Here is a 23,352-nt window from a genome sequence, read left to right as displayed (position 1 = left end):
CATCTATTTTCCTATTGAAGTATAGTTAACTGAATATTACATTATTTATAAAAGCTAATAAGGAGTTGACTGCATGAACAACTGGAAGTGGTTAATTTGGATTGCAGCGGGCTCACTCCTCTTCTTTTATACAAGAACTGATACAAAGCAGGATCAAGTAAGCGCAAATCCAACACTCATTAAAACGTACGATCCAAAATACAATCCGAACCAATCATTGGCCGATTATCTGGTTTTCCGTTCTATGATTTCAGGACAAGCAAAAATGGCCGTTACTGGCAGTAGTGTCACACGCGGATCTGGATCTTCCCATCAATCGAAAACATGGCGTGGACGTATCGAAGCAAATCTTCGAAATACGAACCATTCTCTGAAAGACCTTATCATCTCAAATCATGGCTACTCAGGCTATACTTCGGTAAGGTTACTCGAAGATCATGTGACTGCTCCCATATTGAAAGAGCAACCGGATGTTTTATTTATTGAGACATCTGTAATTAATAACCACAATAAAAATGTGTCTTTGGATGATACGTTTAAATCATTGGATTCTCTATACAAATTGTACGCTGAAGCATTACCGGAAACTCGCATCGTTTTTCTCTCGCCAAATCCATGCACCGAAAATAAATTTGGACCAACACTTAATCAGTTTGGCCTGAAGTTTACAGATTATGTTGATGAAACGGCTGCCTATATCAAAAAGCAGGGATGGCGTTATTTTGATACACATGGTGCTATGCTCTACCATATGTCTTCAAAAAACATAACCCTCCCATCTACGTTAAAAGATGGCATTCATCCGAACGATCGCGGATATAAAGTTTGGGCCGAAGTATTATGGCCTTTCGTTCAACAAAAACAAGAAACTATTCCAAGCACTATGTAAAGATCAAAAAGCACAGCTCTTGCAGAGTTGCGCTTTTTGTTTTACATCAATTAGTTATTTCTTGATCAGACCTTTATCAATCAAGAAGTCATGTGCTACATCCTCTGCTTTTTCACCATCAATATCGACACGTGCATTCATCTTTTGCATATCTTCCAAAGAAATCTTTCCTGCTAATTCGTTTAACACATCTTCAAGTTCAGGGTACGTTTTGAGTGTTTCCTCACGAACAAGTGGGGCTGCATCATATTTCGGGAAGAAACCTTTATCGTCTGTTGTGATGGCTAAATCGAATCGTTCAATTCGGCCATCTGTCGTAAAGGCCGTAATGACATCAACATCTCCTTGTTTAACCGCTTCGTACATTACGTTTGGATCCAGACTTTCCTCACCAGAGAATTCGAATGGATACACTTTCAGCAAGGCATCATAACCATCCCCAGGTCGCTCATAAAAAGCATGGGGTGCACCGAACACGATGTCTTCTGACTTCGACGCTTTAACCAAGTCAGAATAGGTCTCAGCATTATAAGGTTTATCTTTGCTATAAGCTAAAGTGTACGTATTTTCAAAGCCCAATGGTTCCAGCCATGTGACACCGAACTTTTCTTCATATCCCTTACGAACACGTTCCAGAATACTTTCGGAGCTTTCATCTTGTTCCAACTTTTCCTCCAAAACCGATTGCAACCCTGTTCCCGTATACTCTACATAGACATCGATATCACCTTTTTCAAGCGCCGGTGTCAATATCGCCACTTCGCCTAACCCTTCTTTATACTCCACTTTGTAATCTGTTTTGGATTCCACGTACTGGCCGAGTATTTGGGGTAAAATAAACTGCTCGGTAAATTGTTTCCCGCTGATTACAATCGGTTCACTTGCGTTGCCCCCAGCATCGTTTGATGAGCCACAGCCAACTAACGTTAACGATGTTAAAAGTGCTATACCCGCTAACCTTTTCTTCATGTCATTTCCTCCTAATGTGTTTTCATCCCTTTTGGTGTTGCTTTCTTTTCAACCCATTTCAATAATAAATCGAAACTGATAGCCAGTAATGCTACCGGAAGTGCACCGGCAAGAACGAGCGAGTTATTATACGATTGCAAACCTCGATAGATGACATCCCCTAAACCACCAGCACCCACAAACGTGGCGAGTGTTGCAATCCCAACTGTCAGGACGGTAGCTGTTCGAATACCTGCCATTATAAATGGCAAAGCAAGCGGAAACTCAATTTGTTTTAATATCTGTGTCCGCGTCATTCCCATTCCGCGTCCCGCTTCAATAATCGATGAGTCAACACTGGTCAACCCTGTATAGGTGTTGCGGAGGATTGGTAGCAAAGCATAAATAACAAGTGCAATGAGTGCTGTTTTTGACCCTATTCCGATGAGAGGTACCAAGAAACCGAATAATGCTAAACTCGGTATCGTTTGAAATATTGCAGTTATGCCTATTACAGGTTCTGCGTATTTTCGATAGCGTGCAATCATCATTCCAAGCGGCAAGGCAATCGCAATGCCTATTGCCAGTGCCACGAAAGATAAATAGATGTGTTCGAGGAACGCTTGTTGAATAAGATCAGAGCGACTTTGGAGTGTATCCAAAAAATCAGTCATAAGAAGAAGCACCTTCTTCCTTTGCTATTACTGCCTTTAACAACGAAGATTGGTCAAGGTAGCCAACAAATTCTTCATTCGTATAAACCGCCAATACATCTGTATGGGGCTTTTCCAATAAGGCAATTGCTTGTTCCACGTCATCTGAAGAGTTAATGGAAACAATTTGTTCTCTCATATTGGATTGAGTGTAAAACGGTGACAACTCCCCAATCTTCCATTTGCCAAATGACCGTTTACGATTAATGCGTTCTTCACCGATAAAATTCCGTACAAATTCATTGGCAGGTTGATGGATAAGCACTTCTGGAGATCCCACTTGTTCCACTTTTCCATCTCGCAATACAATAATATGGTCAGCTATTTTCAACGCTTCATCCATATCATGCGTGACAAAAACGATGGTTTTCTGAATTTCTTGTTGAAGATTTCGCAATTCATCTTGAAGTTGTTCACGACTGATTGGATCGAGAGCGCTGAATGGTTCGTCCATTAAGACAATGTTCGGGTCCCCAGCCAATGCACGTACTACGCCTACACGTTGTTGCTGACCTCCACTCAATTCAAGTGGAAATCGGTTCAAATACTTTTCCGGATCGAGTCCAACAATGTCCATCAGTTCGTTGACACGGGCTTGTGTCTTTTCTGCAGTCCACCCTTTTAATGTAGGTACCAATGCAGCGTTTTTAGCGATAGTCATGTGGGGAAATAAGCCGATACGCTGAATGACGTAGCCTATAGATCTTCTAAGTCCCACTTCATCTTGATTTTTAATAGATTGGTCATCAATTAATATATCGCCTGAGGTAGGTACTTCCAGTCGGTTAATTATCTTCATCAATGTGGTTTTACCGCATCCACTGGGACCGATAATCACCGTTAACATGCCTGTCGGAATGGTCAATGAAACATCTTTTAATGCTTCCGTCCCATCCGCAAACCTTTTCGTTACTTTATTAAATCGAATCACAGCCTCTGCCCCTTTTAAGCTTCAGTATGTATATCTTTTTCCTATTACCCGTTAATCATATGAAATATGCATATTTTCTTCGACTTATTCATAAAAAAACACATCCACTCGATTTGTGTAACCGAGTGGATGCAGCTTACTACTTTAAAGCATTTATTTGAGCAGTTAATTCATTGAAACGTTGGTCAAGTGCCTCATATTTTGAATCATGTTTGGATATAAAACTGATTTCGCCAAGGATTGCCTGTCTTTCTGTTTCGAGCTTCAACAGTTGTTGCTGTTGTGCCGTTTCAACTTGGCGATTTTGCCATTCTTTAAAAGTCATGTCGATTTTTTTCATGCATCCACCTTCAAAGACCAGGAGTTTTGTGGCGATTTTCTCAAGAAAGTATCGATCATGCGTCACAACGATAATGGTCCCTGGATACGTAGACAAAGTTTGCTCCAGTTGTTCACGCGAAGGTAAATCCAAGTGATTGGTCGGTTCGTCCAGTAGCAATACATCTTTTTGTTCGAGCATGAAAGCCATTAATTTTAGTTTCAATTTCTCTCCCATACTCATGGACTTGATCGGCAATCGCCAATGTTCTTTCCCGAACCCCAGATTGATCATCAAAGTTTGAATCATTCCCCGGGAGTCAAAATCATGAGGGACAAACCATTCTTCCGGAGTTTTCTCTTCCGGTATATCATCTATGGACTGTTGCAAGTAGCCTATACGCATCGCTTTTGTTCTCCACAGTTCACCCTCATACGGTTCTACTTCCATCAGCATTTTCAACCATGTGGACTTTCCACATCCATTCGGTCCCACGAGTGCAACTCTTTCACCTTGCATAATGGTAAATGAAGCATCTTTCCAAAGTGTGTGACTTCCAAAAGTTTTAGTGACGGACTTGGATTCAATCACGCGGTTTCCTTGCTTACGGTTTGCTTCAATAGAAAATGACACTGCTTTCTCTTCTGTTGGACGATTGAGTTCGGCTTTTGCTTTATCTCCTTCAAGCCGCTTACGTTTCGAACGGATTTGAGTATCCATCCTTTTTGCTTTTACCCGATAATGTTCTTTAAATCCTTCTTGCTTGGTCGATTGTGAATGAGCTTTTGCAGACCAATTTTGAAGAGAAGAAATCTGTTCATCAATCTGGGCAATTTTTTTCTGTTGCACCTCAAATAGATGAGTTTGCGCTTTTCGTCTCTCTTCTTTTAGAGTGCGAAAAACAGAATAATTCCCTTCATATGCTTTGACACCTTGATGTTCCACTTCCCAAATCCCATCAGCCACTTCATCCAGGAAATGCCTGTCGTGTGAAACGACCATAACAGTCCCCTTGAAACGCTTAACTTGCGCTATTAATTCATGTAAGCTCTGCTGATCCAAATGATTTGTCGGTTCATCTAAAATCAGTAACTGAACTTGATTTGAAAAAGCTTGCACTAGCCTCTGTTTCATTTGTTCACCACCGCTCATTAATTCATATGAACGACCTTTTGGAACTTGCCATTTATGCAATTCCCTCTTTTGAACAGGCGCAAATTCTTGTGGTTCAGATACTTGCTGTTTAAAATAATGCATCGAAGGTATGCCACCAAACCACTGAATTAACCCTTCACTTGGTTCCTTTTCGTTCGCAAGGACTGACAGTAAGGTTGACTTTCCTTCGCCATTTGCACCGACAATTCCAATGCATCCCCCTTGTCTGATGTCCATCGTCACATCTTTCAAGATTGTTTTACTTCCAAATTGTATCGATACGTTCTGTAATTTTCCTAGTAAGGTCATCATGATCCCTCCAATTTCGGAGAAATAAAAAAATCCTCCGTTTTTTTACGGAAGGATTCACTGATCATTTATAGTCATCACAAAAAAGCTCTTTATGTACAAAAAGAGTTACGATGATGGGATAAATGGGCAGACGAATCCAATTTCCGTTTTGCAAAAATGTTCATTTGCATAGAAATCAGATTAGATATCCATCAGTCACCCATCGTCCCTTCATACTTAGTAACAAAATTATACCATATTGCTTTTCAATTGACGCGCAATTTCTTCCATTTCACCATTACTTATTTCAATAACAGGTTCCACCACTTTGAAGCCATCTTCTGAAAACCTCGGTATGATATGAAAATGGACGTGCGGAACTTCCATACACGCTCCATTGTTTTGCATAATCGTTACACTTTCTGCAGGATAACATTCCCTTATGGATTTCACGACATTTTGACAAAGCGACATAACCACCATATTTTCTTCTATTGTCATGTCTGTTAAATCCGGCACATGACGTTTTGGCAAAACCAACACATGGCCTTTCTGAATGGGGTCAATATCCAAAAATGCAATGGCTTCCTCTGTTTCCTTTACCACTCTCGCTGGCAGCTCACCTTTTATGATGCGGCAAAAAATACAGTTCATTGACTACTCACCTCGTTTTGCACTTTTTTCGTCAATCCTTTAAACACTAATTCATATGAATGTGTAATGCATTCCTTGAAAAGTGCATCCGGCAAAGTACCATTTAAAGCTAGAGAATTCCAATGGGTTTTGTTCATGTAGTAGCCTGGCTGGATGTCTTCGAATTCTTCACGAAGCATATCTGCACGTTGTGGTTCACATTTCAATGAAAGGATCGGCGTACCCGATTTATCGTGACCGAACATAGCAAACATTTTCCCGCCAACTAAATAACGCTCTGCATCCCAGTCCTTCTGATAATCAAACTGTGCCCCTTTTTGTGCGGCACACCATGCTTTCAATTCACTCGCTTCCATTTCATTGCCCTTTTTCCGGTAAAAATTCTAAGTGAATGGAATCCGCAATTTTCCGGTAACCGATTTCCTGATAAATTTTGTTGGACGTCGGGTTCAACATATCTGTATATAGTACACAGAAGTCATATGTTTTGAGCAACTCTTCACTTCCAGCAGCGACCATCGTCCGCGCATAGCCTTTTTTTCTTTCCTCGTGAGGAGTAAAAACAAATGATACGGTAACCCCTCGATCTGAAGGACGTGCTTTTTTCATCATTGATACGACTTTCCCGTTGTCTTCCCAAAAGAATACTTCCTGATCCTCAAGAAACTGTATGACGCGCTCATTAATCACTTCAGGTGGGGAGCTTTTAAGTCCCGTATCCTGTTCGAACGCTTTATACCAAGTTGCCAGTATTGGCGCTTCGTCTTTTCTCGCATAGCGCCAAGATCCCGAACTTTTTTCGAGTGATTGTTCGACTTTATCCAGACGGTATAAGCCTTGATCCATCAATAATCGGGCTTTACTTTTCGTCAGCTCCTGCCATTTTTCAGAAAAAGCATTTACGACACGCTTCACTCCGACAGCCGACGGAACTGGAATTTTTCTATTAGAAATCTCTTGCGCCGCAAATGACAAAATGTCAGCCATTTTTATTTCATCAATCACAATAATATTCAGTGGATGAGGGGGCGTCATTTGAAAGAGAGCCACGACTTGATCATCCTCTTCGACCGTAGCCATGAATGGATTTTCATAACGACCGGCTTTAATTCCCTGCAGCACACCGTAAAACAAACTGTATAAATCTTCATTTTGCATTAGAAACGGTTTAGCTTTATCCTCAAATTCCTGAGGTTGAATAAACACATTGAATTTCATCCGATTCTATCTCCCTATCGTTTTTAATAGTAGATATTACACAAATTCTCTATAAATGTCACTCTTTTTAGAAAATTTAACAATGATTGTGAACTAAATGCCAGTCGATTAATAGAACATTCTTTTCTTTAAAATTCGGAAATCGGGTCTCGCCAGCCCGTTAATCCATTGGAGTGGCGCTGATTCCTAACTATTAATTTTTAAAAGAAGCTATAGGAACAAATGAAAGAGTGCATTTGCACCTGGCAAGCAAAGGAACAAAGGTTAAAAACGCCACTTCATGTGGGCCAAAGCGTGATTCCCACAAGTATGTGGTTTTCATACTTGTTGGCTCATGCGAAACATGCCGCTAGCGCAAATGTACGATAAACAAAAAAATCCATCCCCCTAGTCTTGGGAGATGGATAATTCTTTGGTTGTAATTTGTTTGCGTTCAAGTTTTGCGACTAACAAAATACTGATTTCATACAACAATATCATCGGAATCAGCACCATGAAATCACTAATAAAGTCTGGTGGTGTCACCGTTGTCGAAATAATCGCCAGTATCACATAAGACCATTTTCGAACCTTTCTCATATTTACTGATGTCAAAACGCCTATGGCTGACAAAAACATTGCGATGATAGGCAGTTCAAAAAGCAGGCCAAGTGGGACTGTCGTCATTAATAAAAAGTGAATATATTCACTTGCTGAAACCATCACTTCAAAATTCACTTCGCCAATATTAATCAAGAATTGATAACTCAAGGGATTCACAACAAAATATCCAAATGAAATACCAACCACAAACAGGACGAGCATGAGTGGAGAGTAAATACCAATAAATCGACTCTCTGTATGATTCAATCCCGGTTTAACGAATTGCCCGATAAAATGAAAGATAAAGGGTAGTGAAAAACCGAGAGACAATGCACTGGAAATCGACATATAGAATTTCACCACTTCAAGTGGCCCAAGCACAATCAGTTCATTGCCTCTAGTCACTAATGGAAACCATAGGTTGATGGTTGATAATACAACAATGAAGAAAAATAGAAACACGGCCACACTTTTAATGGTTTGTTTCCGTAAATCCGTTAGATGATCCACAAGGGTGCCTTCATCGCTTTCAATCGCATCTTCATCAACCATTTCAGTTGTTGCGCCTACTTCTTCCACCAATTTCTTGTCCAATGGACTTAGTATTTTCTTGTCGTGGTGTTCGTATGGGTCCATATCTACACCTTCTATACGATTTCAGATTTCTTTTCATCTTTTTTCACTGGCTCGTCGTCATCCATTAGACCTCTTGTCGACTTTTTAAATTCCGAGAATGTCTTCCCTACTGCCGATCCGATTTCTGGTAATTTTTTCGGTCCGAATACGATGAGTACAATGACAAGAATAATGATTAATCCTGGTACTCCTATTGCTCCTAATCCACCCATTTGTATTCCTCCTTTTTTATACGAGTGATCCACCCGATTTACTGTATTTGATAATGCCTTCCGAAGCACGATACGCAAATGCTGCCACCGTACCGGTAGGATTGTATCCTCCGTTATGTGGGAAGTTACCTGCACCTACAACGAATAGATTTTCCGCATCCCAATGCTGCAAATAATTATTCACTACACTATTTTCGGGACTGCTACCCATAATTGTCCCACCCGTATTGTGCGTCGTTTGATAGGCGACAATATCGTAATCCGTGATCGGAGTTCGGCTTTCGACTGTTTTTGCACCCATTTCTTTCATGATAACAGCAGACTTTTCCGTAATATATTTATGAAGCGCACGGTCCTGATCGGTAAAATTATATGTCATTTGAAGAAGAGGTACACCGTATGCATCTTTATATTTACTATCCAATGATAGGTAGTTCTCTTTATGTGGCATGGATGCTCCTTGTGCCCCAATGGAAAGAGTACGGGTATAGTTATATATGGACGCTTTCTTGAATTCCGCACCCCACGTAGGTACATCTTTCTGAATCGGATTTGTTTCAATCGGTCTTGCACCTGATTGAAGGAGAGAGAGGCTCCCACCATGAATGAAATCCAAATCACTATGATCGAAATTGTCGCCATTCAAATCATCAATGCTTATCCCCAGTGCACCTGCCCCCATGAACGTGTTCATTTGTTCTTCAAAGTAACCCGTTGCGCCCGGTAAAATTTGATAGCAATAGTTTTTACCTAATGTTCCACGCCCGGTATCCGGATTATATTGCTCACCAATTTTCGATATCATTAATAATTTTGCATTATTCATGACATAACTTGTTAGAACAACCACTTCAGCTGGCTGAATAAACTCTTCACCCGACAACGTGTTCAAATACCTGACGCCAGTAACCTTTTTTCCGCTCTTGATGACTTCCACTACATTGGCTTCAAAGCGTGCTTCAAAATTCCCCGTTTTTTTTGCCGTTGGAACGACCGTAACTTCAGGAGATGACTTTGCCCCATATTCACAACCAAAACGTTCACAAAAACCACAGTATTGACAGGCATTGATCGTTTGTCCATCCTGATTTGTATAAGCTTCTGACAAATTTGCTGACGGTAGCATAAATGGTGTATAGCCAAGTTTAGACGTTGCCGTTTCAAATTTTTGTAATATTGGTGTCTTCTTCATCGGTGGCGTTGGAAATGGGTTTGACCGTTTGCCCGCAAATGGATTTTTTTCTTCACCTGAGATTCCGGCGGTTTCTTCAAACTTGTAAAAGTAGGGTTCCAACTCATCATATGTAATACCCCAATCTTGAAGTAAATAGTCTGAAGACAACTTTTTGGGACCATATTTTTTTTCTGTTAGTGTCTTTATTTGGAAGTCGTAAGGAAGAAAACGCCATGTATGTCCATTCCAGTGTGTACCCGCGCCCCCAAGTCCCTCCCCTAAAAGAAATGAACCTAATTGTCGCATCGGAAGTGCTTGCATCCCACGGTTATTCCGAATGGTTATCGTTTCTTTTGATAGATTCTGTATGAGTTCGTACCTTATTGCATATCTATATTCGTCATGCACTTTCATATAATCTTCAGTACTTCGTTCTTTTCCGCGCTCCAAGCCTACTACTTTCAAGCCTGCCTTTGCACATTCGGCTGCTATGATTCCCCCTAACCATCCAACTCCTACAGTCACAACGTCTACTTTCGGTAAAGTTTTTACCATTTAATTGCCCCCTGTCCTAGTGCTTCCCACTTAAAGATTGTGGTTCGATTTTTTGGAATTCCGCTTTGTCGATTACATTGATATAAGCCATTTGGTGGCCAGGAAACTCTTTCATTCTCCAACCGTCCATATTATTATTCCCACGATACATAGGGTCTGAATAAGCACCCTCCAGTGTTGCAGTCCGAAGCAGACGGAAGAAAAATGCAGATGTTGTTCCTTCCATTTTTATTTCGTCCTTCTGAATTGCTGTCAATATTTCATCCATTTGTGCACCTTCTAGATCCGAAAATCCTTTATCGAATCTGCTCGACGACTCAGCTTCCATTTTTGCAATACCTTGTCTAAAGATTTCAGCACGCGTCAGACGACTTTGATATCCCTGGGTAGGTGCACCAATAGCAAATGGCCCTTGCATGTATTCCTTAGAGTTACTGCCATACTGCCCTGCTAATTGACTGTCGATAAAATACGGTACCCCAAGCTCAATAGCACCAGGACCTAAATCGTCTTTCGGAAAAATCCGTTCAGTTGCGTTGGCCAGTACTTGAAACTCTCGCTCGCTTGTAAAAAACATTAAGCCTTTTTCCGACGTCCCCGTTTCCGTGTGACCTCCATGCTTGGTTTCGGTCGGCGTAGTCGTTGCATTTTTTGAATTGTAGCCAATCAAACCACCAAGAATTCCCCCTCCAATAAGTGCACCAGTTGCCACCCCTGAAGTTTTCAGGAAATCACGTCTAGAAAACTTCTTCACTCTCTTCTCCATGCCTTCACTCTCCTTCTTTTAATTAGACTGTCGAAATTTTTGATAGTATGTTAAATTAGCAGTTTTGAATAAATGTTCATATAACGAATATTCTGACTTATTTATCCGGAATACTGGAGGATTACTTATACACACAAATTTAACGCTATAAGAAATCCCTACCTTTTTGATATGGAAAGATTACAGTCTGGATGTTGGGTATGCACACGATACTACCACCGCAGATTATGAACTCTCTTAAATATACAATGTCCAAATTGAGGAAGATTTAAACCTTTTCCAAGTAGTGGATATACCTTCATGGAAAGTATTGAAATCTACCCGGTTGATGAATCCCCCCCTTAGAGAGATATTCGGATTCAGTAATGGCAGTAGATTGAACCTCATCACGTGTACTGGTGAATACGATAAAAAGGGTTCTTATTACGAAGTTCGCCTTATCGTTTACTCGACGTTAAAAACATCATAATAAAAAGTGAATCATCCTTAAGTGGATGATTCACTCTTTTTTATGTCCTCTATTTGTTGTAGCCATTGTTCTACTTCTTTAGGTGTTTTCAGTGTTATGACGTCTGTCTGGACTTTGGCTAGAACAGCGAGCATCTCTGGCCGTGCATCTTTTGGGTAACGCCAAATCCACCGGGCAAACTCCCAATCTATTTTTTCCGGACAATCTTTCCCCATATCCGGTCGTGTTGTCCCTCGATATATCCACGCACGTTTACATGCGCGATAGAGACATACGACATTCGAGAAATCAAGATAGATAATAAGGTCTGCATACTGCGCACGTAATTCGATGGTGGAGTCATAATTTCCATCAATGATCCACTCGGGTTTCGCTAATTCCTTCTTTACTCTTTCCATAAATTCAGGACGTGGTGAAGGGTTCCATCCTGGTTGCCAAAACATCGAATCCAAATGCACGACAGGCAAACCAAGCCTTTCACCCAATTGGCGAGATAACGTGGATTTCCCAGCTCCTCCCGATCCCACAATTAGGATTTTTCTATGCTTAAGCTGCGTCTTCTTCAAATGAACAGACTCCAATCGTATTGCCATCAATATCTTTAAATTGAAAGAATTCTACGTTTCCTCCAGTTTTCACATGTGTTGCATCTACTCCTGCGTCTAACATGAAATGATGGGTAGCATGGATATCCGTTGTATAGAGATTGAACCATTCATGTTCTTCAGGTTTACTCGAACCCATTTGTGGATTTCTCACGAGCGTAAAAGCTGTTTCTCCATTCCCGATGTCCATTGCCGCATAACCATTTTCCTCATCATGCCATCGCAATTTAAATCCACACTTCTCTTCAAACCATTCGATTGAGCGTTTTGTGTCTCGCACAGGTAAAAAAACGGTGTCAATTCTTTTGAACATATCCGACTCTCCCTTACCACACATATTTAGTAGATTTATTCTATCAACTTATAATATGTTGTGCCAACGAATTTTCCACACTATTCGCAAAACTGTCGCCCGCTCCCCAATCAAATCTAAAAAACGGACTTTCAGAACTTCCGGATGCCACGGCATGCACTTTCGTTGCGTCACCGAAATTATCAATGGTTACCGTCATAGAAGAGCGATTACTCGTTCGCATAAAGAATTTTTCCAGAACAAATACCACAACTTGATGATCTCCAGAAACGCGCTCATAGTAATCTACTAATTTTCCCGAAATACTTCCTCCAATCACCCCATTATGAATTTTGTTCATTGCCTCAACGGGACTGATATTTATATCAAATTCTCTTACACTCATTTCCAAATCCCCCTTTAACTTGTTATACGTTTACGGAGAATGAAAGGTTTCCATCCGATTTCAAAGAAAACCATAAAAAAGGAGATTCCCTAATAAAGAGAATTTCCCGTCTGTATTATTCAAGTTCCAGTTGTTTCGTTTCTTTCCCCAGTAAAACAACTGCCAATACACCAATAACTATTGCGATACAGAAAATGCCGAACACCCAACCGATATCGTAGCCTCTTGTAATAAGTGTCCCTACCAATAATGGTCCTAAAATCCCGCCAATTCGTCCAACAGCAGCCGCCATACCGGTACCAGTAGCTCGAATAACAGTAGGATATTGTTCAGGTGTATACGCGTATAAAGCACCCCAAGCACCTAAATTGAAGAACGACAAGAACGCGCCAGATACAATCAATAACATCGTAGTATCCGCATTCCCAAATACAAATGCGCTTGCAGCTGTGCCTAGTAAGTAAGTGACTAACACGAATTTACGACCTGCTTTTTCAATTAACCATGCTGCAGTAAAATAACCTGGTAATTGTGCAATAGTCATGATCAGCACGTACTCGAAACTTTTAATCAACGTAAAGCCTTTCATTACCATGACACTCGGCAACCATAGGAACATTCCGTAATATGAAAACACAACTGTAAACCATAAGATCCACAACATCAACGTTGGCCTTGCATAAGCTTTAGACCATACCGCTTTAATATTTTGAGCATATGTGCGCTCCCGAACTCGTTTTGCCGTAAATTKCGGAGAGTCCGGTAAGTTCAATCGTAGATAAATTGCATATATTGCTGGCAAAGCAGTAATGATTAAGGCAACTCTCCAGCCATGGACTGGAATAACGAAATAAGAAATAATTGCTGCAATCAGCCATCCAGCTGCCCAGAAACTCTCCAACAATACCACGACTCGACCACGTTCTTTTGCTTCCACGCTTTCAGATACTAATGTAGATGCAACAGGCAGTTCCCCACCTAAACCCATTCCTACAAAAAATCTGAATATCAAAAATATTGCCAGGGAAGCAGAAAATGCGGACAATCCACTCGCCACTGAAAATAGAACAAGTGTCATGATAAAAATATTCTTCCGTCCAACCCGATCAGCGAATATCCCAAACACAAAGGCCCCCACTGCCATTCCGATGGAGTTTACACTTCCTATCCATCCCATTTGCCCAGGAGTTAAAGCCCATTCATTCGCGAGTGCCACTATTACGAAAGATAAAATTCCTACGTCCATCGCATCGAACATCCACCCTAGACCGGCAATTCCCAATAATTTATTCCGGGAAATCGGTTTATTCTCTTTTTCTCTTATTGTCGTCATGTGAGCTCTCCTTGTCTTGACACTTGTCACCATCTATCTTTACACATCAGTATAGTTCTATAAACGCAATTCTACAACTCTGAAAATCTAAAAAATTTTAGCGCTTCTCTACCTCTTTGAGTGTTCTATCGGTCTCAGTCTGACCTTTTTTCAATTACGTAATACAAAAAAGAGCGAAATGACCTTTGTCATTTCGCTCCGCATATCTGKGTTAATTGTATGAGATATGTTTCCTACACGCAACTTCATTATAAAAAATCAGGTTAACCATGATAAAAATTTATACCTGGTCTTGTAATTCAATTAGTTTTCCGACAAATACAGTCAGCCGGTTTTCAACATCTTCTTTTGTGCCGTAACGGATAATTTGTTCTTCGTTCAAACCTTCAATAAACATTTGATTGTGACTGACGGCGCAATTCAGGACTTGAATCATCTGTTCACTTCTCAATTTGCGGATTAAATCAGCGTTCTGTCCACAATAGCCCAGTTCAAAACCATTTGCTATAGATTGTAATGTTTCCCTACATTCATGAAAACGGTGTTTACCATACCGTTCTGTATGCGCAAGTTCCACAAATAATGTTTCATATAGGTTCATAAAGTTCGCTGCCATTACTTCACCTATATATAAGATAGGTAAAGGGTCAATGATCCGAAATTGTCCATTATCCACTAACCAGTTTTCTGGTGATGCATCTTGATTTGTCAGTACGGGTGAACCAATCTCTATTAAACGACTTTCACATATTCGTAGAATTGCCTCTTTAATTTCAGGTTTATTAAAGATTGGTCTCTTTATTAATAAATCCATGTAGTCGTCTATTATTTCCTTGCTTTCAGCTGTAACGAATTCATGGAAATCGCCTAAAAAATGACCGTGCAGACCACTTTCTTCATTCCAATCAAAAAAACCAAACCCTTCGAGACCATGGTTGACTTGCTCCATTTTTCGATATAAATGTCCGATTTCGGATCCTAATTTTTGCGCATCTTCTCTATTTAAGTCATGTAAATCCACATGACTTCCAGCAAAAGATTCTATCGTATACGTCAAACCTTCCGAAACATGATAAACAAACTTCTCTGGAGCTGCTCCAGGTACTACTCTATTCACCCAACTATAGTATTGTTCCGTACCTCCATACTCTGCTAGTAACGCATTTGCATCGTAGGCAACTTCTTTTTTATATGCAATTTTCTTTGGAATCCGAAGAACCATCGATTTATGTTGCGGGGAGGTTAGTTGCCATGCTTGATGCCATGCTCCTTCACCTAAGTATGACACTTGTGAATTTACATACTGTGCATGTTTTATTGCTTTTTCCTGAATCATTATGTTAACTCCTTCAAATATTGACCGATTTTTAGCCAGTCCTCTGCCACTTGTTCTCTTAAAGATGATCTGTAATCTTACCTAATTCCACCAATTCATCTGGAATGGAAAACATGTCAATTCACCACTTTCAAAAAAAGTCCTCCGCCATTTTTTGGGCGCAAGACTCTATTTATTCTGGCTGGGCCACTCTTTTTGACATGTGACGATTTCGCCACTCATACCAAATGACTACGAGAATAAAGAGTGAATAGCCACACATCCAACCTGCAAGCACATCCGTACCATAATGGTTGTTACCCGCAATGCGTGATAAACCAACAAGCAAAGTGAAGGTAACTGCACTAAGCCAGATTCCGATACGCCATTTAGTGGATGCTCGATTTTCAGTTAAAAAATATGCATATGTAAAAATGTACAGTAAGCCCACCATGGCATGATTGGATGGAAAACTGTAACTTATCAATTGATGGGGAATATCAGGACGAGCCCGTTGCACCCATTCTTTTATTGCGAGATTTATAATATTTCCTCCACCAACGGCAAATAGTACAAACAACATTCCACGATAGTTTCGGCTTTTAAATGCGAGGTAGACAATCAAAACAACGGCTGCTGAGACAATCCAGATTGGCTCCCCAAAGTAATGAAAGAATCGAATAAATTCGTTTCCGATCAGTGTATCTCCTATTGCTTCATCAAATTCAACCATTTCATCGTGAGTAAAACTGAAAAACAGCGTGATGAAGCCAATAAAGGTCACGACTGCCAAAGGATAAAACCATTTTTTCACAACACTCACGCTCCTTATTAAAAGTTATTCTATCATATTCCTACAACTCTTTTCCCATTAATAGGTTGTTGGTCTAAGTCTTTCGTTTGAAATTAAGCCTATTTCGTTTAATCTTGGTTGTGAGTGGTAAAGTACTATTGTGTCAGAATAAACGATTTGAAAGGAGATTTTAAAATGAGTGTAACCTTTAAAGAGTATTTAACAGATGATGAAGCGATTCGTGGTATTCAGGAGATTAAAGCTAAAGGCGTACATGAGGACGATATCTACGTACTTACTCATGAAAATCATCGTACAAATCAAGTAGCTGATATGGCAGATGCGAATACTGTCGGCGTTGCAGAACAAGGGTTAGGTACATCCCTTGCAAATGTTTTCCGCAAAAAAGGTGACGAACTTCGTGCGCAATTCGAAGAACTCGGTTTTAGTCAACCGGAAGCAGAACAATTAGAAGAAAAACTGGATGAACACAAAGTGGTTGTTGTAGTCAAAAACACACCTGCTGGATTTACTTATTAAGACCCCTTAACTTTGTAGAAAATCTCTATACTTTAAAATCAATATTAATAAAACAGCCTTTCCGAGAATCATATCTCGGAAAGGCTGTTTTTTACATTTCTTGTGCGTTATCTAGTACTTCTTGAGGTACCACTATGTTTTTAACACCATTGTAATTACTAAAAGTGGATTTCATATCTTGATACAAGGTCATTTCTTCCCCATCTACTGCCATTGTCATGTCCATCACTACATTTAATGCCGTTGTATTAAATGTTTCTTTATCGATATGGATTTCGTAGTCCACTTTTTTGATATTTAATTCTTTCAGCATTTCCTGTTCATCCGCACCCAGCTCCGGCATGGTTTCTGCTATTTGTTTTTGGATCAATTCATTAAACTTATCACCAGATGCAGACAATTTCAAAACGTATTCTTTATCATCTTGATTGAATGTGAAGTCATCCATGAATGTCTCTAAATCCTTCAGCTGTTGAGATGGATCAGCTTGCTTTTGTGAAATGGAAATCATTTGTTCGTACATATCTTTCGACAACTTCATCCATTGCTGTGACATGTTATCGTGTGTAAAGAATCCATCTGCAGTCATAAAACTTTCCATTTCGATTTCTTGTGGCTGTCCTGATGACTCTTCACCTGGAATCGTCGTCGACGTAGTACCCTTCTGATACATGCTCAAAGGATCGACAATCAAATCCATTGTCATTTTTGAAGTTGTATCCATTGCTACATCTTGAGCGGGAACTTCAATTTTTTGAACCATATCAAGATCTGCACTAAGGCTTTCAATAGATTCTGATTGTGCTAATGACTTTTCAAATACTTGTTTAAGTGTTAAATCACTTGTGTTTTCTTCTGACGTTTTGGAAGTTGGAGTTGCTGATGTGTTACATGCAACTAAACTTAGCGCTAATGCACTAGTAGCCATAAGTGTCATCCACTTTTTCATGTTGTCGCCACCTTTACCTCAATTTTCTTTCTACTTATAATACGAGTGTATCGCGAAAAGGTTTCAATTGGAAATCTTTTTTGAGTTGAAGGGAATTTTTACCTTTCGTTGAATATGTATTTTAAGGAGTGATTTCAATGAAGGATTTGGAAAAAGAATACCCGATCTTGAAAAAAGACCGACAATATCGCATGCAAAAACAGAATGAAAAAAGAGGACTTCTAAAATGGCTGACTGTAATCTTAAACGTGATATTGAAAGTAATTATTAGATAATGGATTTGTTAACTTTTAATGCAAATTAGAGGGAATCAGCTCCCTTATCATCTGCAATTAGGCTCTGCCTGATATTAATTTTTCATATAAAAACGGATAGTGAGCCAACATGAGAGGTGTTTAACTGATGAGAATGAGTAAAAATAAACATGTAGCAATTTGGGCAACAATTGCAATTATATTACTAACTATTGGTTTTTTCACAAGATAATAACTTCACTTTCGAAGAATGAGACCCACAAGTATGTGGTTTTCATTCTTGTTGGCTCATGGTGAACATGCGGCAAGTACAAATGTACGATAAATAAGTACATCGTTTAACTTCCAGCACTCTTCAATCCATACAAAAAAAGCCTACCGATAAATATCGGTAGGCTTTAAAATGTGTATTAACGTACGCCACGCATAAACTTCTCGATCATTGGTGAAGAAATATATAACACTAAACCGATTATCAATGCAACAGCCCCGATGACACCGAAATAGACGATTTCAGTTTCAGGATTGTAGAATTTCACGACTTGCGCATTGATTGCTTGAGCAGCAGCACTCGTTAAGAACCATAAGCTCATTGTTTGTGCAGCGAATGCTGCTGGCGCAAGCTTCGTAGTTGCTGATATTCCGACTGGAGAAAGAAGTAATTCCCCAAGTACTACTAAGAAGAAACTTAATACTAGCCACCATGGACTAACCAAAGTTTCAGTTCCATTCATGTAAGCAGGGATAATCATCACTAAGAATGACATACTCGCAAAGAATAAACCAAGGGCAAATTTCTTAGGTGTTGACGGTTGTTTAACACCAAGACGTACCCATAACCATGCAAATATTGGTGCAAACCCAATAACGAATAATGGATTTAACGATTGGAACCATGCTGGGTTAATTTCCCATGAACCAAGAGCTAAGTTAGTTCGCTCATCTGCATATTGAGCTAGTATGATTGACCCTTGCTCTTGAATTGCCCAGAATACCATCGCCGAGATGAATAATGGAATGTACGCAAGAACACGAGATTTTTCATCTGCGTTCGTTTTTGAACTACGATACATTACGATAAAGAAAATCGTAGGAATGACGATACCCAAGATGGAAACGATCATCGTAAAGACATCGATTGTCATGATACCGTTTTCAATCAAGATATAACCAATAATCAAGATGGCAACTAATGCAATCGAAATACGCGTGAATACAGTTTTACGCTCACCCTTAGTCATTGGATTCGGAACATGAGATCCTGCAAGTCCAAGGAATTTCTTTTTCGTAGCAACGAATACAACTAATCCAAGGAACATACCGATTGATGCAAGTCCAAATCCTAAATGGAAGTTATATTCCATTCCGATAGTACCTACAATTAATGGCGCAATGAATGCACCCATGTTAATACCCATGTAGAAGATACTGAATCCAGAGTCACGACGAACGTCGTTTTCCGAATACAAATCTCCCACGATGCTAGAGATATTAGGTTTCAATAAACCTGTACCAATAATGATTAAGCCCATTGAAAGGAATAGTGTCGTGATTCCGCCAGGTAATGCCAAGACTGCATGTCCTAACATGATGGCTACCCCACCGTAGAATACGGTTTTGGTTGTACCGAATAGACGGTCAGCAATCCAGCCCCCGATAATCCCCGACATGTATACGAGTGATCCATATACCGCCATAATCGAGTTCGCTGTCGATCTGTCCAAACCAAGTCCACCTTGGTTTAGTTCATAGTACATATAGTAGAGCAGGATTGCGCGCATTCCGTAGTAGGAGAAACGCTCCCAAAACTCTGTAAAGAATAAGCTTAATAAGCCTTTTGGATGTCCAAAGAATCCTTTTTGAGGAACCGACTGGACGATTTCTTGTTTTGTCGCCATTCTTTTCCCTACTTTCTTTTTAATAATTACACATACGTTTTTGTAAATGAATGTGCAAAATATACTGATAATAAAGGTCCGATTGATTTATCAGTAAAAGACAACTTATACATTTTAACGTCCCCTCTTTAAATTGTCAAAAAACATTCGGAACTTGAAATACTTTGATTTCCTTCGAGTTCTGAAGTTTTTTATCGTGTTTAGGACCATTTTCCGTTATAATTGCCAGTATTAAAAATACCAAGGAGAACTTATATGATTAGGAAATTCTTTTCTTATTATCGCCCCCATAAACGACTATTTATTATCGACTTCACCAGTGCCATAATCGTGGCTATATTAGAGCTTGCATTTCCACTGGCAGTCCAGTGGTTCATTGACCAATTATTGCCTACCGGCGAATGGGGTACGATTGTAACCGTAAGTGTCCTCCTGCTGGCCGTTTATTTACTCAGTACCTTACTGAATTTTATCGTCAGTTATTTAGGCCACAAGCTTGGAATCAATATTGAAACGGACATGCGTGAACAACTGTTTACCCATGTACAACGCCAATCCTTTCGCTTTTTTGATAATACCAAAACGGGACATGTAATGAGTCGTATCACAAATGATTTATTCGATATTGGCGAACTGGCCCATCATGGACCGGAAGATTTCTTTATCGCTATCATGACGTTTTTCGGTGCATTTTTCATTATGTACAACATCAATCCTGAGCTTGCAATCATCGCTATTATTATGATTCCATTCTTGATTGTTTTGGTTACATTCAGCAATATCAAAATGAATCAGGCATGGAAGAACATGTACATCAAAATTGCCGATGTAAATGGTCGTGTTGAAGACAGTGTTTCAGGTGTTAGGGTGGTTCAATCTTTCACAAATGAAGAATTTGAAATTGACAGATTCAAACATGATAATGGGCAATTTAGACTAACTAAACTTGTCGCTTACAAAGTAATGGCTGGAACACATTCCAGCATTTACATGATGACGCGTCTAATGACTTTGGTCGTATTGGTCGTAGGTGCATGGTTCACATTCAATGGAAAATTATCATATGGAGAACTTGTCAGCTTTGTCCTCTTTATAAATGTACTAATTAAACCTGTGGATAAAATCAGTGCATTGCTTGAGCTTTATCCAAAAGGAATGGCCGGCTTCAGACGTTTCCTGGATTTAATCGAACAGGAACCGGAAATTAATGATCGTCCAAATGCAAAACATGTGAATCATTTGCATGGCAATATTTCGTTTAATCATGTCCATTTCAACTACGATCAACATCAACAAGTACTATCAGATATCAACCTAACAGTAAAAGCTGGAGAAACCGTGGCATTTGTCGGTCCTTCTGGGGCAGGGAAAACGACGATTTGTTCATTGATTCCCCGTTTTTACGATGTCACGGAAGGTTCCATCACAATCGATGGACTTGATATTCGTGATATGAGTAAGCAATCATTGCGCTCACAAATTGGAATCGTACAACAGGATGTGTTTCTGTTTACTGGGACGGTCCGAGAAAACATTGCCTATGGAAAAAAAGATGCCTCAGAGGAAGAAATAATGGAGGCAGCAAAGAAAGCCCATTTACAAGAATTCATTTCCGAGTTGCCAGATGGTTACGAGACCCAAATCGGGGAACGTGGCTTAAAACTATCAGGTGGACAAAAACAACGTTTAGCCATCGCTCGTATGTTCCTGAAAAACCCACCGATTCTCATATTAGATGAAGCAACTTCGGCACTTGATACGGAGACGGAAAAAATTATCCAGGCAGCTTTAAGTGAACTAGCTGAAAATCGTACAACGCTTATTATTGCTCACCGCTTTGCAACTATACGTGATGCAGATCGTGTACTAGTCGTAACGAAAGAAGGTATTGCCGAAGAAGGTTCGTATACGGAATTAGTAGAAGCAGATGGTCTATTTGCAAGATTACACAATATCCAATATCAATAAGTAGAAATATTTACGTTTATTTTGAATATAAGCAAAAACGCATTCCCGGTAAATCGGGAATGCGTTTTTTTTTACTTATCCAGCACAAAATCATGGTACCGTTCATAATCTGCTTGTTTTAGTTCAACTTTCAATAACGTACCCTCTTCTTCATACTCAGACCCTTGAACAGAGGCTTGTTCGTTTAAATAGGACACCACGTCTCCGCGGTCATATGGAATGAGCATTCGGCACATCTTGTAGTCCGCAAAAATATGCGTGCGAATCAGTTCAATCAATTCATCCAGTCCTGCATTTTCTTTGGCAGAAATCCAGATGTTATTTCCACTCACATGTGGATAATTCACACCCGCTAAGTCGGACTTGTTGTATACCTCAACCGTCTGAACATTTTCAACTCCAACAGCTTGCAACGTTTCATTTGTAACGTCCATCATGTATCGATGCTCATCATTGGACACATCGACTACGTGAAGGAGCAAATCAGCTTCTCGCGCTTCTTCCAAAGTAGAACGGAATGCTTTTACTAAATGTGTTGGCAACTTGCTGACAAATCCTACTGTATCAGTAAGTAAAAACTCTTTTTGGTCAGGTAAACGGATTTGACGGACTGACGTTTCAAGCGTTGCAAATAACATATCTTTTTCAAAAACTTGTTTGTCATCGATTTGCCCTGTTTTTGCAAGTAGACGATTCATGATCGTGGATTTCCCGGCATTCGTATAGCCCACAATTGATACTACAGGGATTTCATTTTTCTTCCGTTGTTTTCTTTGCGTTTCGCGTTGGTCTTTTACATGTTCTAAGTCACGACGAAGTTTCGCAATCTGGTCTTCGATTTTCCGGCGATCGAGTTCAAGTTTTGTTTCCCCGGCACCACGGTTTTTAAAGCCCCCACCAGTGCCGCCACCTTGACGACCGAGTGATGCCCGCAATCCAACTAAACGTGGAAGCATATATTGAAGCTGCGCTAACTCTACCTGCATTTGTGCTTCTTTAGATTTAGCCCGTCGAGCAAAAATATCCAAAATCAACATGGTGCGGTCAATAACTTTACATTCCAATGCGGCTTCCAAGTTACGGATTTGTGATGGTGATAACTCGTCATTGAAAATGACAAGATTAGCATCTGCTTCATCAAAGAAGGCTTTGATTTCATCGATTTTTCCTTTTCCAACATAGTGCGCCGGATTTACTCGATCCAAGTTTTGCGTTACTTCTCCAACCACTTCTACATTTAAGGCTTCTGCTAAGTTGTGTAATTCTTCTAAGCCATATTCAAAATGTTCATCTTTGTTTAAATTGACGCCAACGACAATGGCACGTTCCATTAATTCTTCCATTTGTGAATTCCTCCTCAATATCCTACCGAGAGAAAATCGAAATAATCCTTTTTTTGCCAGTAATAGTAGACAGAAAAAGAGAGCATACGAGTCGCTCTCTTTTTCTGAAAAGTATATTGGTTTTCAAAATGGATAGACCTATCC

At 39.8% G+C, this 23,352-nt stretch carries 24 protein-coding genes; 4 read left to right on the top strand and 20 right to left on the bottom strand.

Annotated features, from left to right (window positions below; translation table 11 throughout):
• Window positions 1-73: 73 nt before the first annotated feature.
• Window positions 74-889 (top strand): SGNH/GDSL hydrolase family protein, encoded by an 816-nt coding sequence (locus AC1DSL_RS01320; RefSeq protein ID WP_016429679.1) that lies wholly within the window; start codon window positions 74-76, stop codon window positions 887-889.
• A 54-nt stretch (window positions 890-943) separates the two neighbouring features.
• Here AC1DSL_RS01320 and AC1DSL_RS01315 read toward each other — a convergent pair whose 3' ends face one another.
• From AC1DSL_RS01315 to AC1DSL_RS01235, 17 genes are all read right to left on the bottom strand, one after another.
• Window positions 944-1,858, bottom strand: a complete 915-nt coding sequence (locus AC1DSL_RS01315) for an ABC transporter substrate-binding protein (RefSeq protein WP_477530931.1) — start codon at window positions 1,856-1,858, stop codon at window positions 944-946.
• Window positions 1,859-1,869: 11 nt separating this feature from the next.
• A complete protein-coding gene (locus tag AC1DSL_RS01310) occupies window positions 1,870-2,511 on the bottom strand; it encodes an ABC transporter permease (RefSeq protein ID WP_342542852.1) in 642 nt (213 codons plus the stop codon).
• Complete coding sequence (locus tag AC1DSL_RS01305; protein WP_477530930.1) at window positions 2,504-3,481, bottom strand: ABC transporter ATP-binding protein; 978 nt, start codon at window positions 3,479-3,481, stop codon at window positions 2,504-2,506. The genes AC1DSL_RS01310 and AC1DSL_RS01305 overlap by 8 nt, the downstream gene beginning before the upstream one ends.
• 139 nt (window positions 3,482-3,620) lie before the next feature.
• Window positions 3,621-5,267, bottom strand: a complete 1,647-nt coding sequence (gene abc-f, locus AC1DSL_RS01300; RefSeq protein ID WP_477530929.1) for a ribosomal protection-like ABC-F family protein — start codon at window positions 5,265-5,267, stop codon at window positions 3,621-3,623.
• 228 nt (window positions 5,268-5,495) lie between these two features.
• Entirely contained in the window at window positions 5,496-5,900 is a 405-nt protein-coding gene (locus AC1DSL_RS01295; RefSeq protein ID WP_477530928.1) for an HIT family protein, read from the bottom strand.
• On the bottom strand, window positions 5,897-6,256 hold the full coding sequence (locus tag AC1DSL_RS01290; RefSeq protein ID WP_342542848.1) for an MmcQ/YjbR family DNA-binding protein: 360 nt from the start codon (window positions 6,254-6,256) through the stop codon (window positions 5,897-5,899). The genes AC1DSL_RS01295 and AC1DSL_RS01290 overlap by 4 nt, the downstream gene beginning before the upstream one ends.
• 1 nt (window position 6,257) lies before the next feature.
• On the bottom strand, window positions 6,258-7,118 hold the full coding sequence (locus AC1DSL_RS01285; RefSeq protein ID WP_477530927.1) for a GNAT family N-acetyltransferase: 861 nt from the start codon (window positions 7,116-7,118) through the stop codon (window positions 6,258-6,260).
• A 387-nt stretch (window positions 7,119-7,505) separates the two neighbouring features.
• Window positions 7,506-8,336, bottom strand: a complete 831-nt coding sequence (gene tatC / locus AC1DSL_RS01280) for a twin-arginine translocase subunit TatC (RefSeq protein ID WP_016429672.1) — start codon at window positions 8,334-8,336, stop codon at window positions 7,506-7,508.
• Between the two features lie 11 nt (window positions 8,337-8,347).
• Window positions 8,348-8,548, bottom strand: coding sequence for a twin-arginine translocase TatA/TatE family subunit (gene tatA, locus AC1DSL_RS01275; RefSeq protein WP_016429671.1), 201 nt, complete (start codon window positions 8,546-8,548; stop codon window positions 8,348-8,350).
• A gap of 16 nt (window positions 8,549-8,564) precedes the next feature.
• Complete coding sequence (locus AC1DSL_RS01270) at window positions 8,565-10,277, bottom strand: GMC family oxidoreductase (RefSeq protein ID WP_477530926.1); 1,713 nt, start codon at window positions 10,275-10,277, stop codon at window positions 8,565-8,567.
• 16 nt (window positions 10,278-10,293) lie between these two features.
• Window positions 10,294-11,043 carry a gluconate 2-dehydrogenase subunit 3 family protein gene (locus tag AC1DSL_RS01265; RefSeq protein WP_477530925.1) on the bottom strand — a complete coding sequence of 250 codons (750 nt, stop codon included), beginning with the start codon at window positions 11,041-11,043 and terminating at the stop codon, window positions 10,294-10,296.
• Between the two features lie 486 nt (window positions 11,044-11,529).
• The gene (locus tag AC1DSL_RS01260) at window positions 11,530-12,078 is read right to left on the bottom strand and encodes a DNA topology modulation protein (RefSeq protein WP_477530924.1); all 549 of its coding nucleotides are present in this window, start codon (window positions 12,076-12,078) and stop codon (window positions 11,530-11,532) included.
• Window positions 12,059-12,430, bottom strand: coding sequence for a VOC family protein (locus tag AC1DSL_RS01255; protein ID WP_477530923.1), 372 nt, complete (start codon window positions 12,428-12,430; stop codon window positions 12,059-12,061). Before AC1DSL_RS01255 ends, AC1DSL_RS01260 begins: the two co-directional genes overlap by 20 nt.
• Window positions 12,431-12,473: 43 nt before the next feature.
• Complete coding sequence (locus AC1DSL_RS01250) at window positions 12,474-12,815, bottom strand: DUF6054 family protein (RefSeq protein ID WP_477530922.1); 342 nt, start codon at window positions 12,813-12,815, stop codon at window positions 12,474-12,476.
• 115 nt (window positions 12,816-12,930) lie between these two features.
• Complete coding sequence (locus AC1DSL_RS01245) at window positions 12,931-14,148, bottom strand: MFS transporter (protein WP_477530921.1); 1,218 nt, start codon at window positions 14,146-14,148, stop codon at window positions 12,931-12,933.
• 280 nt (window positions 14,149-14,428) lie between these two features.
• Window positions 14,429-15,484: a hypothetical protein gene (locus AC1DSL_RS01240; protein WP_477530920.1), complete on the bottom strand. Its 1,056-nt coding sequence runs from the start codon at window positions 15,482-15,484 to the stop codon at window positions 14,429-14,431.
• Window positions 15,485-15,656: 172 nt separating this feature from the next.
• Window positions 15,657-16,277: a phosphatase PAP2 family protein gene (locus AC1DSL_RS01235; protein WP_477530919.1), complete on the bottom strand. Its 621-nt coding sequence runs from the start codon at window positions 16,275-16,277 to the stop codon at window positions 15,657-15,659.
• Between the two features lie 174 nt (window positions 16,278-16,451).
• Here AC1DSL_RS01235 and AC1DSL_RS01230 point away from each other — a divergent pair, with 174 nt between their 5' ends.
• The gene (locus AC1DSL_RS01230) at window positions 16,452-16,796 is read left to right on the top strand and encodes a YflT domain-containing protein (protein WP_477530918.1); all 345 of its coding nucleotides are present in this window, start codon (window positions 16,452-16,454) and stop codon (window positions 16,794-16,796) included.
• Window positions 16,797-16,887: 91 nt separating this feature from the next.
• Here the strand turns inward: AC1DSL_RS01230 and AC1DSL_RS01225 are convergent, their stop codons facing one another.
• Window positions 16,888-17,745, bottom strand: a complete 858-nt coding sequence (locus AC1DSL_RS01225) for a DUF6612 family protein (RefSeq protein WP_477530917.1) — start codon at window positions 17,743-17,745, stop codon at window positions 16,888-16,890.
• A 137-nt stretch (window positions 17,746-17,882) separates the two neighbouring features.
• Here AC1DSL_RS01225 and AC1DSL_RS01220 point away from each other — a divergent pair, with 137 nt between their 5' ends.
• Complete coding sequence (locus AC1DSL_RS01220) at window positions 17,883-18,020, top strand: hypothetical protein (protein WP_477530916.1); 138 nt, start codon at window positions 17,883-17,885, stop codon at window positions 18,018-18,020.
• Window positions 18,021-18,409: 389 nt separating this feature from the next.
• On the opposite strand, the gene AC1DSL_RS01215 is transcribed toward AC1DSL_RS01220, so the two are convergent.
• Window positions 18,410-19,897, bottom strand: coding sequence for a peptide MFS transporter (locus tag AC1DSL_RS01215; RefSeq protein ID WP_477530915.1), 1,488 nt, complete (start codon window positions 19,895-19,897; stop codon window positions 18,410-18,412).
• 255 nt (window positions 19,898-20,152) lie between these two features.
• On the opposite strand from AC1DSL_RS01215, the gene AC1DSL_RS01210 reads away from it, so the two are divergent.
• Complete coding sequence (locus tag AC1DSL_RS01210) at window positions 20,153-21,865, top strand: ABC transporter ATP-binding protein (RefSeq protein WP_477530914.1); 1,713 nt, start codon at window positions 20,153-20,155, stop codon at window positions 21,863-21,865.
• A 71-nt stretch (window positions 21,866-21,936) separates the two neighbouring features.
• Here the strand turns inward: AC1DSL_RS01210 and hflX are convergent, their stop codons facing one another.
• The gene (hflX, locus tag AC1DSL_RS01205) at window positions 21,937-23,208 is read right to left on the bottom strand and encodes a GTPase HflX (protein ID WP_477530913.1); all 1,272 of its coding nucleotides are present in this window, start codon (window positions 23,206-23,208) and stop codon (window positions 21,937-21,939) included.
• Window positions 23,209-23,352: the final 144 nt, after the last annotated feature.

Source organism: Paenisporosarcina sp. P4_D4, from assembly GCF_056401835.1.
The sequence above is the reverse complement of the archived record's forward strand: the minus strand, read 5'-3'. Positions and strand labels throughout refer to the sequence as shown.

Bases quoted from the DNA above. Each gene is read 5' to 3' on its own strand.
- AC1DSL_RS01320 (WP_016429679.1), top strand. From the start codon at position 74: ATGAACAACTGGAAGTGGTTAATTTGGATTGCAGCGGGCTCACTCCTC.
- AC1DSL_RS01315 (WP_477530931.1), bottom strand. From the start codon at position 1,858: ATGAAGAAAAGGTTAGCGGGTATAGCACTTTTAACATCGTTAACGTTA.
- AC1DSL_RS01310 (WP_342542852.1), bottom strand. From the start codon at position 2,511: ATGACTGATTTTTTGGATACACTCCAAAGTCGCTCTGATCTTATTCAA.
- abc-f (WP_477530929.1), bottom strand. From the start codon at position 5,267: ATGATGACCTTACTAGGAAAATTACAGAACGTATCGATACAATTTGGA.
- AC1DSL_RS01295 (WP_477530928.1), bottom strand. From the start codon at position 5,900: ATGAACTGTATTTTTTGCCGCATCATAAAAGGTGAGCTGCCAGCGAGA.
- AC1DSL_RS01290 (WP_342542848.1), bottom strand. From the start codon at position 6,256: ATGGAAGCGAGTGAATTGAAAGCATGGTGTGCCGCACAAAAAGGGGCA.
- AC1DSL_RS01285 (WP_477530927.1), bottom strand. From the start codon at position 7,118: ATGAAATTCAATGTGTTTATTCAACCTCAGGAATTTGAGGATAAAGCT.
- tatC (WP_016429672.1), bottom strand. From the start codon at position 8,336: ATGGACCCATACGAACACCACGACAAGAAAATACTAAGTCCATTGGAC.
- tatA (WP_016429671.1), bottom strand. From the start codon at position 8,548: ATGGGTGGATTAGGAGCAATAGGAGTACCAGGATTAATCATTATTCTT.
- AC1DSL_RS01270 (WP_477530926.1), bottom strand. From the start codon at position 10,277: ATGGTAAAAACTTTACCGAAAGTAGACGTTGTGACTGTAGGAGTTGGA.
- AC1DSL_RS01265 (WP_477530925.1), bottom strand. From the start codon at position 11,043: ATGGAGAAGAGAGTGAAGAAGTTTTCTAGACGTGATTTCCTGAAAACT.
- AC1DSL_RS01255 (WP_477530923.1), bottom strand. From the start codon at position 12,430: ATGTTCAAAAGAATTGACACCGTTTTTTTACCTGTGCGAGACACAAAA.
- AC1DSL_RS01250 (WP_477530922.1), bottom strand. From the start codon at position 12,815: ATGAGTGTAAGAGAATTTGATATAAATATCAGTCCCGTTGAGGCAATG.
- AC1DSL_RS01240 (WP_477530920.1), bottom strand. From the start codon at position 15,484: ATGATTCAGGAAAAAGCAATAAAACATGCACAGTATGTAAATTCACAA.
- AC1DSL_RS01230 (WP_477530918.1), top strand. From the start codon at position 16,452: ATGAGTGTAACCTTTAAAGAGTATTTAACAGATGATGAAGCGATTCGT.
- AC1DSL_RS01225 (WP_477530917.1), bottom strand. From the start codon at position 17,745: ATGAAAAAGTGGATGACACTTATGGCTACTAGTGCATTAGCGCTAAGT.
- AC1DSL_RS01220 (WP_477530916.1), top strand. From the start codon at position 17,883: ATGAAGGATTTGGAAAAAGAATACCCGATCTTGAAAAAAGACCGACAA.
- AC1DSL_RS01215 (WP_477530915.1), bottom strand. From the start codon at position 19,897: ATGGCGACAAAACAAGAAATCGTCCAGTCGGTTCCTCAAAAAGGATTC.
- AC1DSL_RS01210 (WP_477530914.1), top strand. From the start codon at position 20,153: ATGATTAGGAAATTCTTTTCTTATTATCGCCCCCATAAACGACTATTT.
- hflX (WP_477530913.1), bottom strand. From the start codon at position 23,208: ATGGAAGAATTAATGGAACGTGCCATTGTCGTTGGCGTCAATTTAAAC.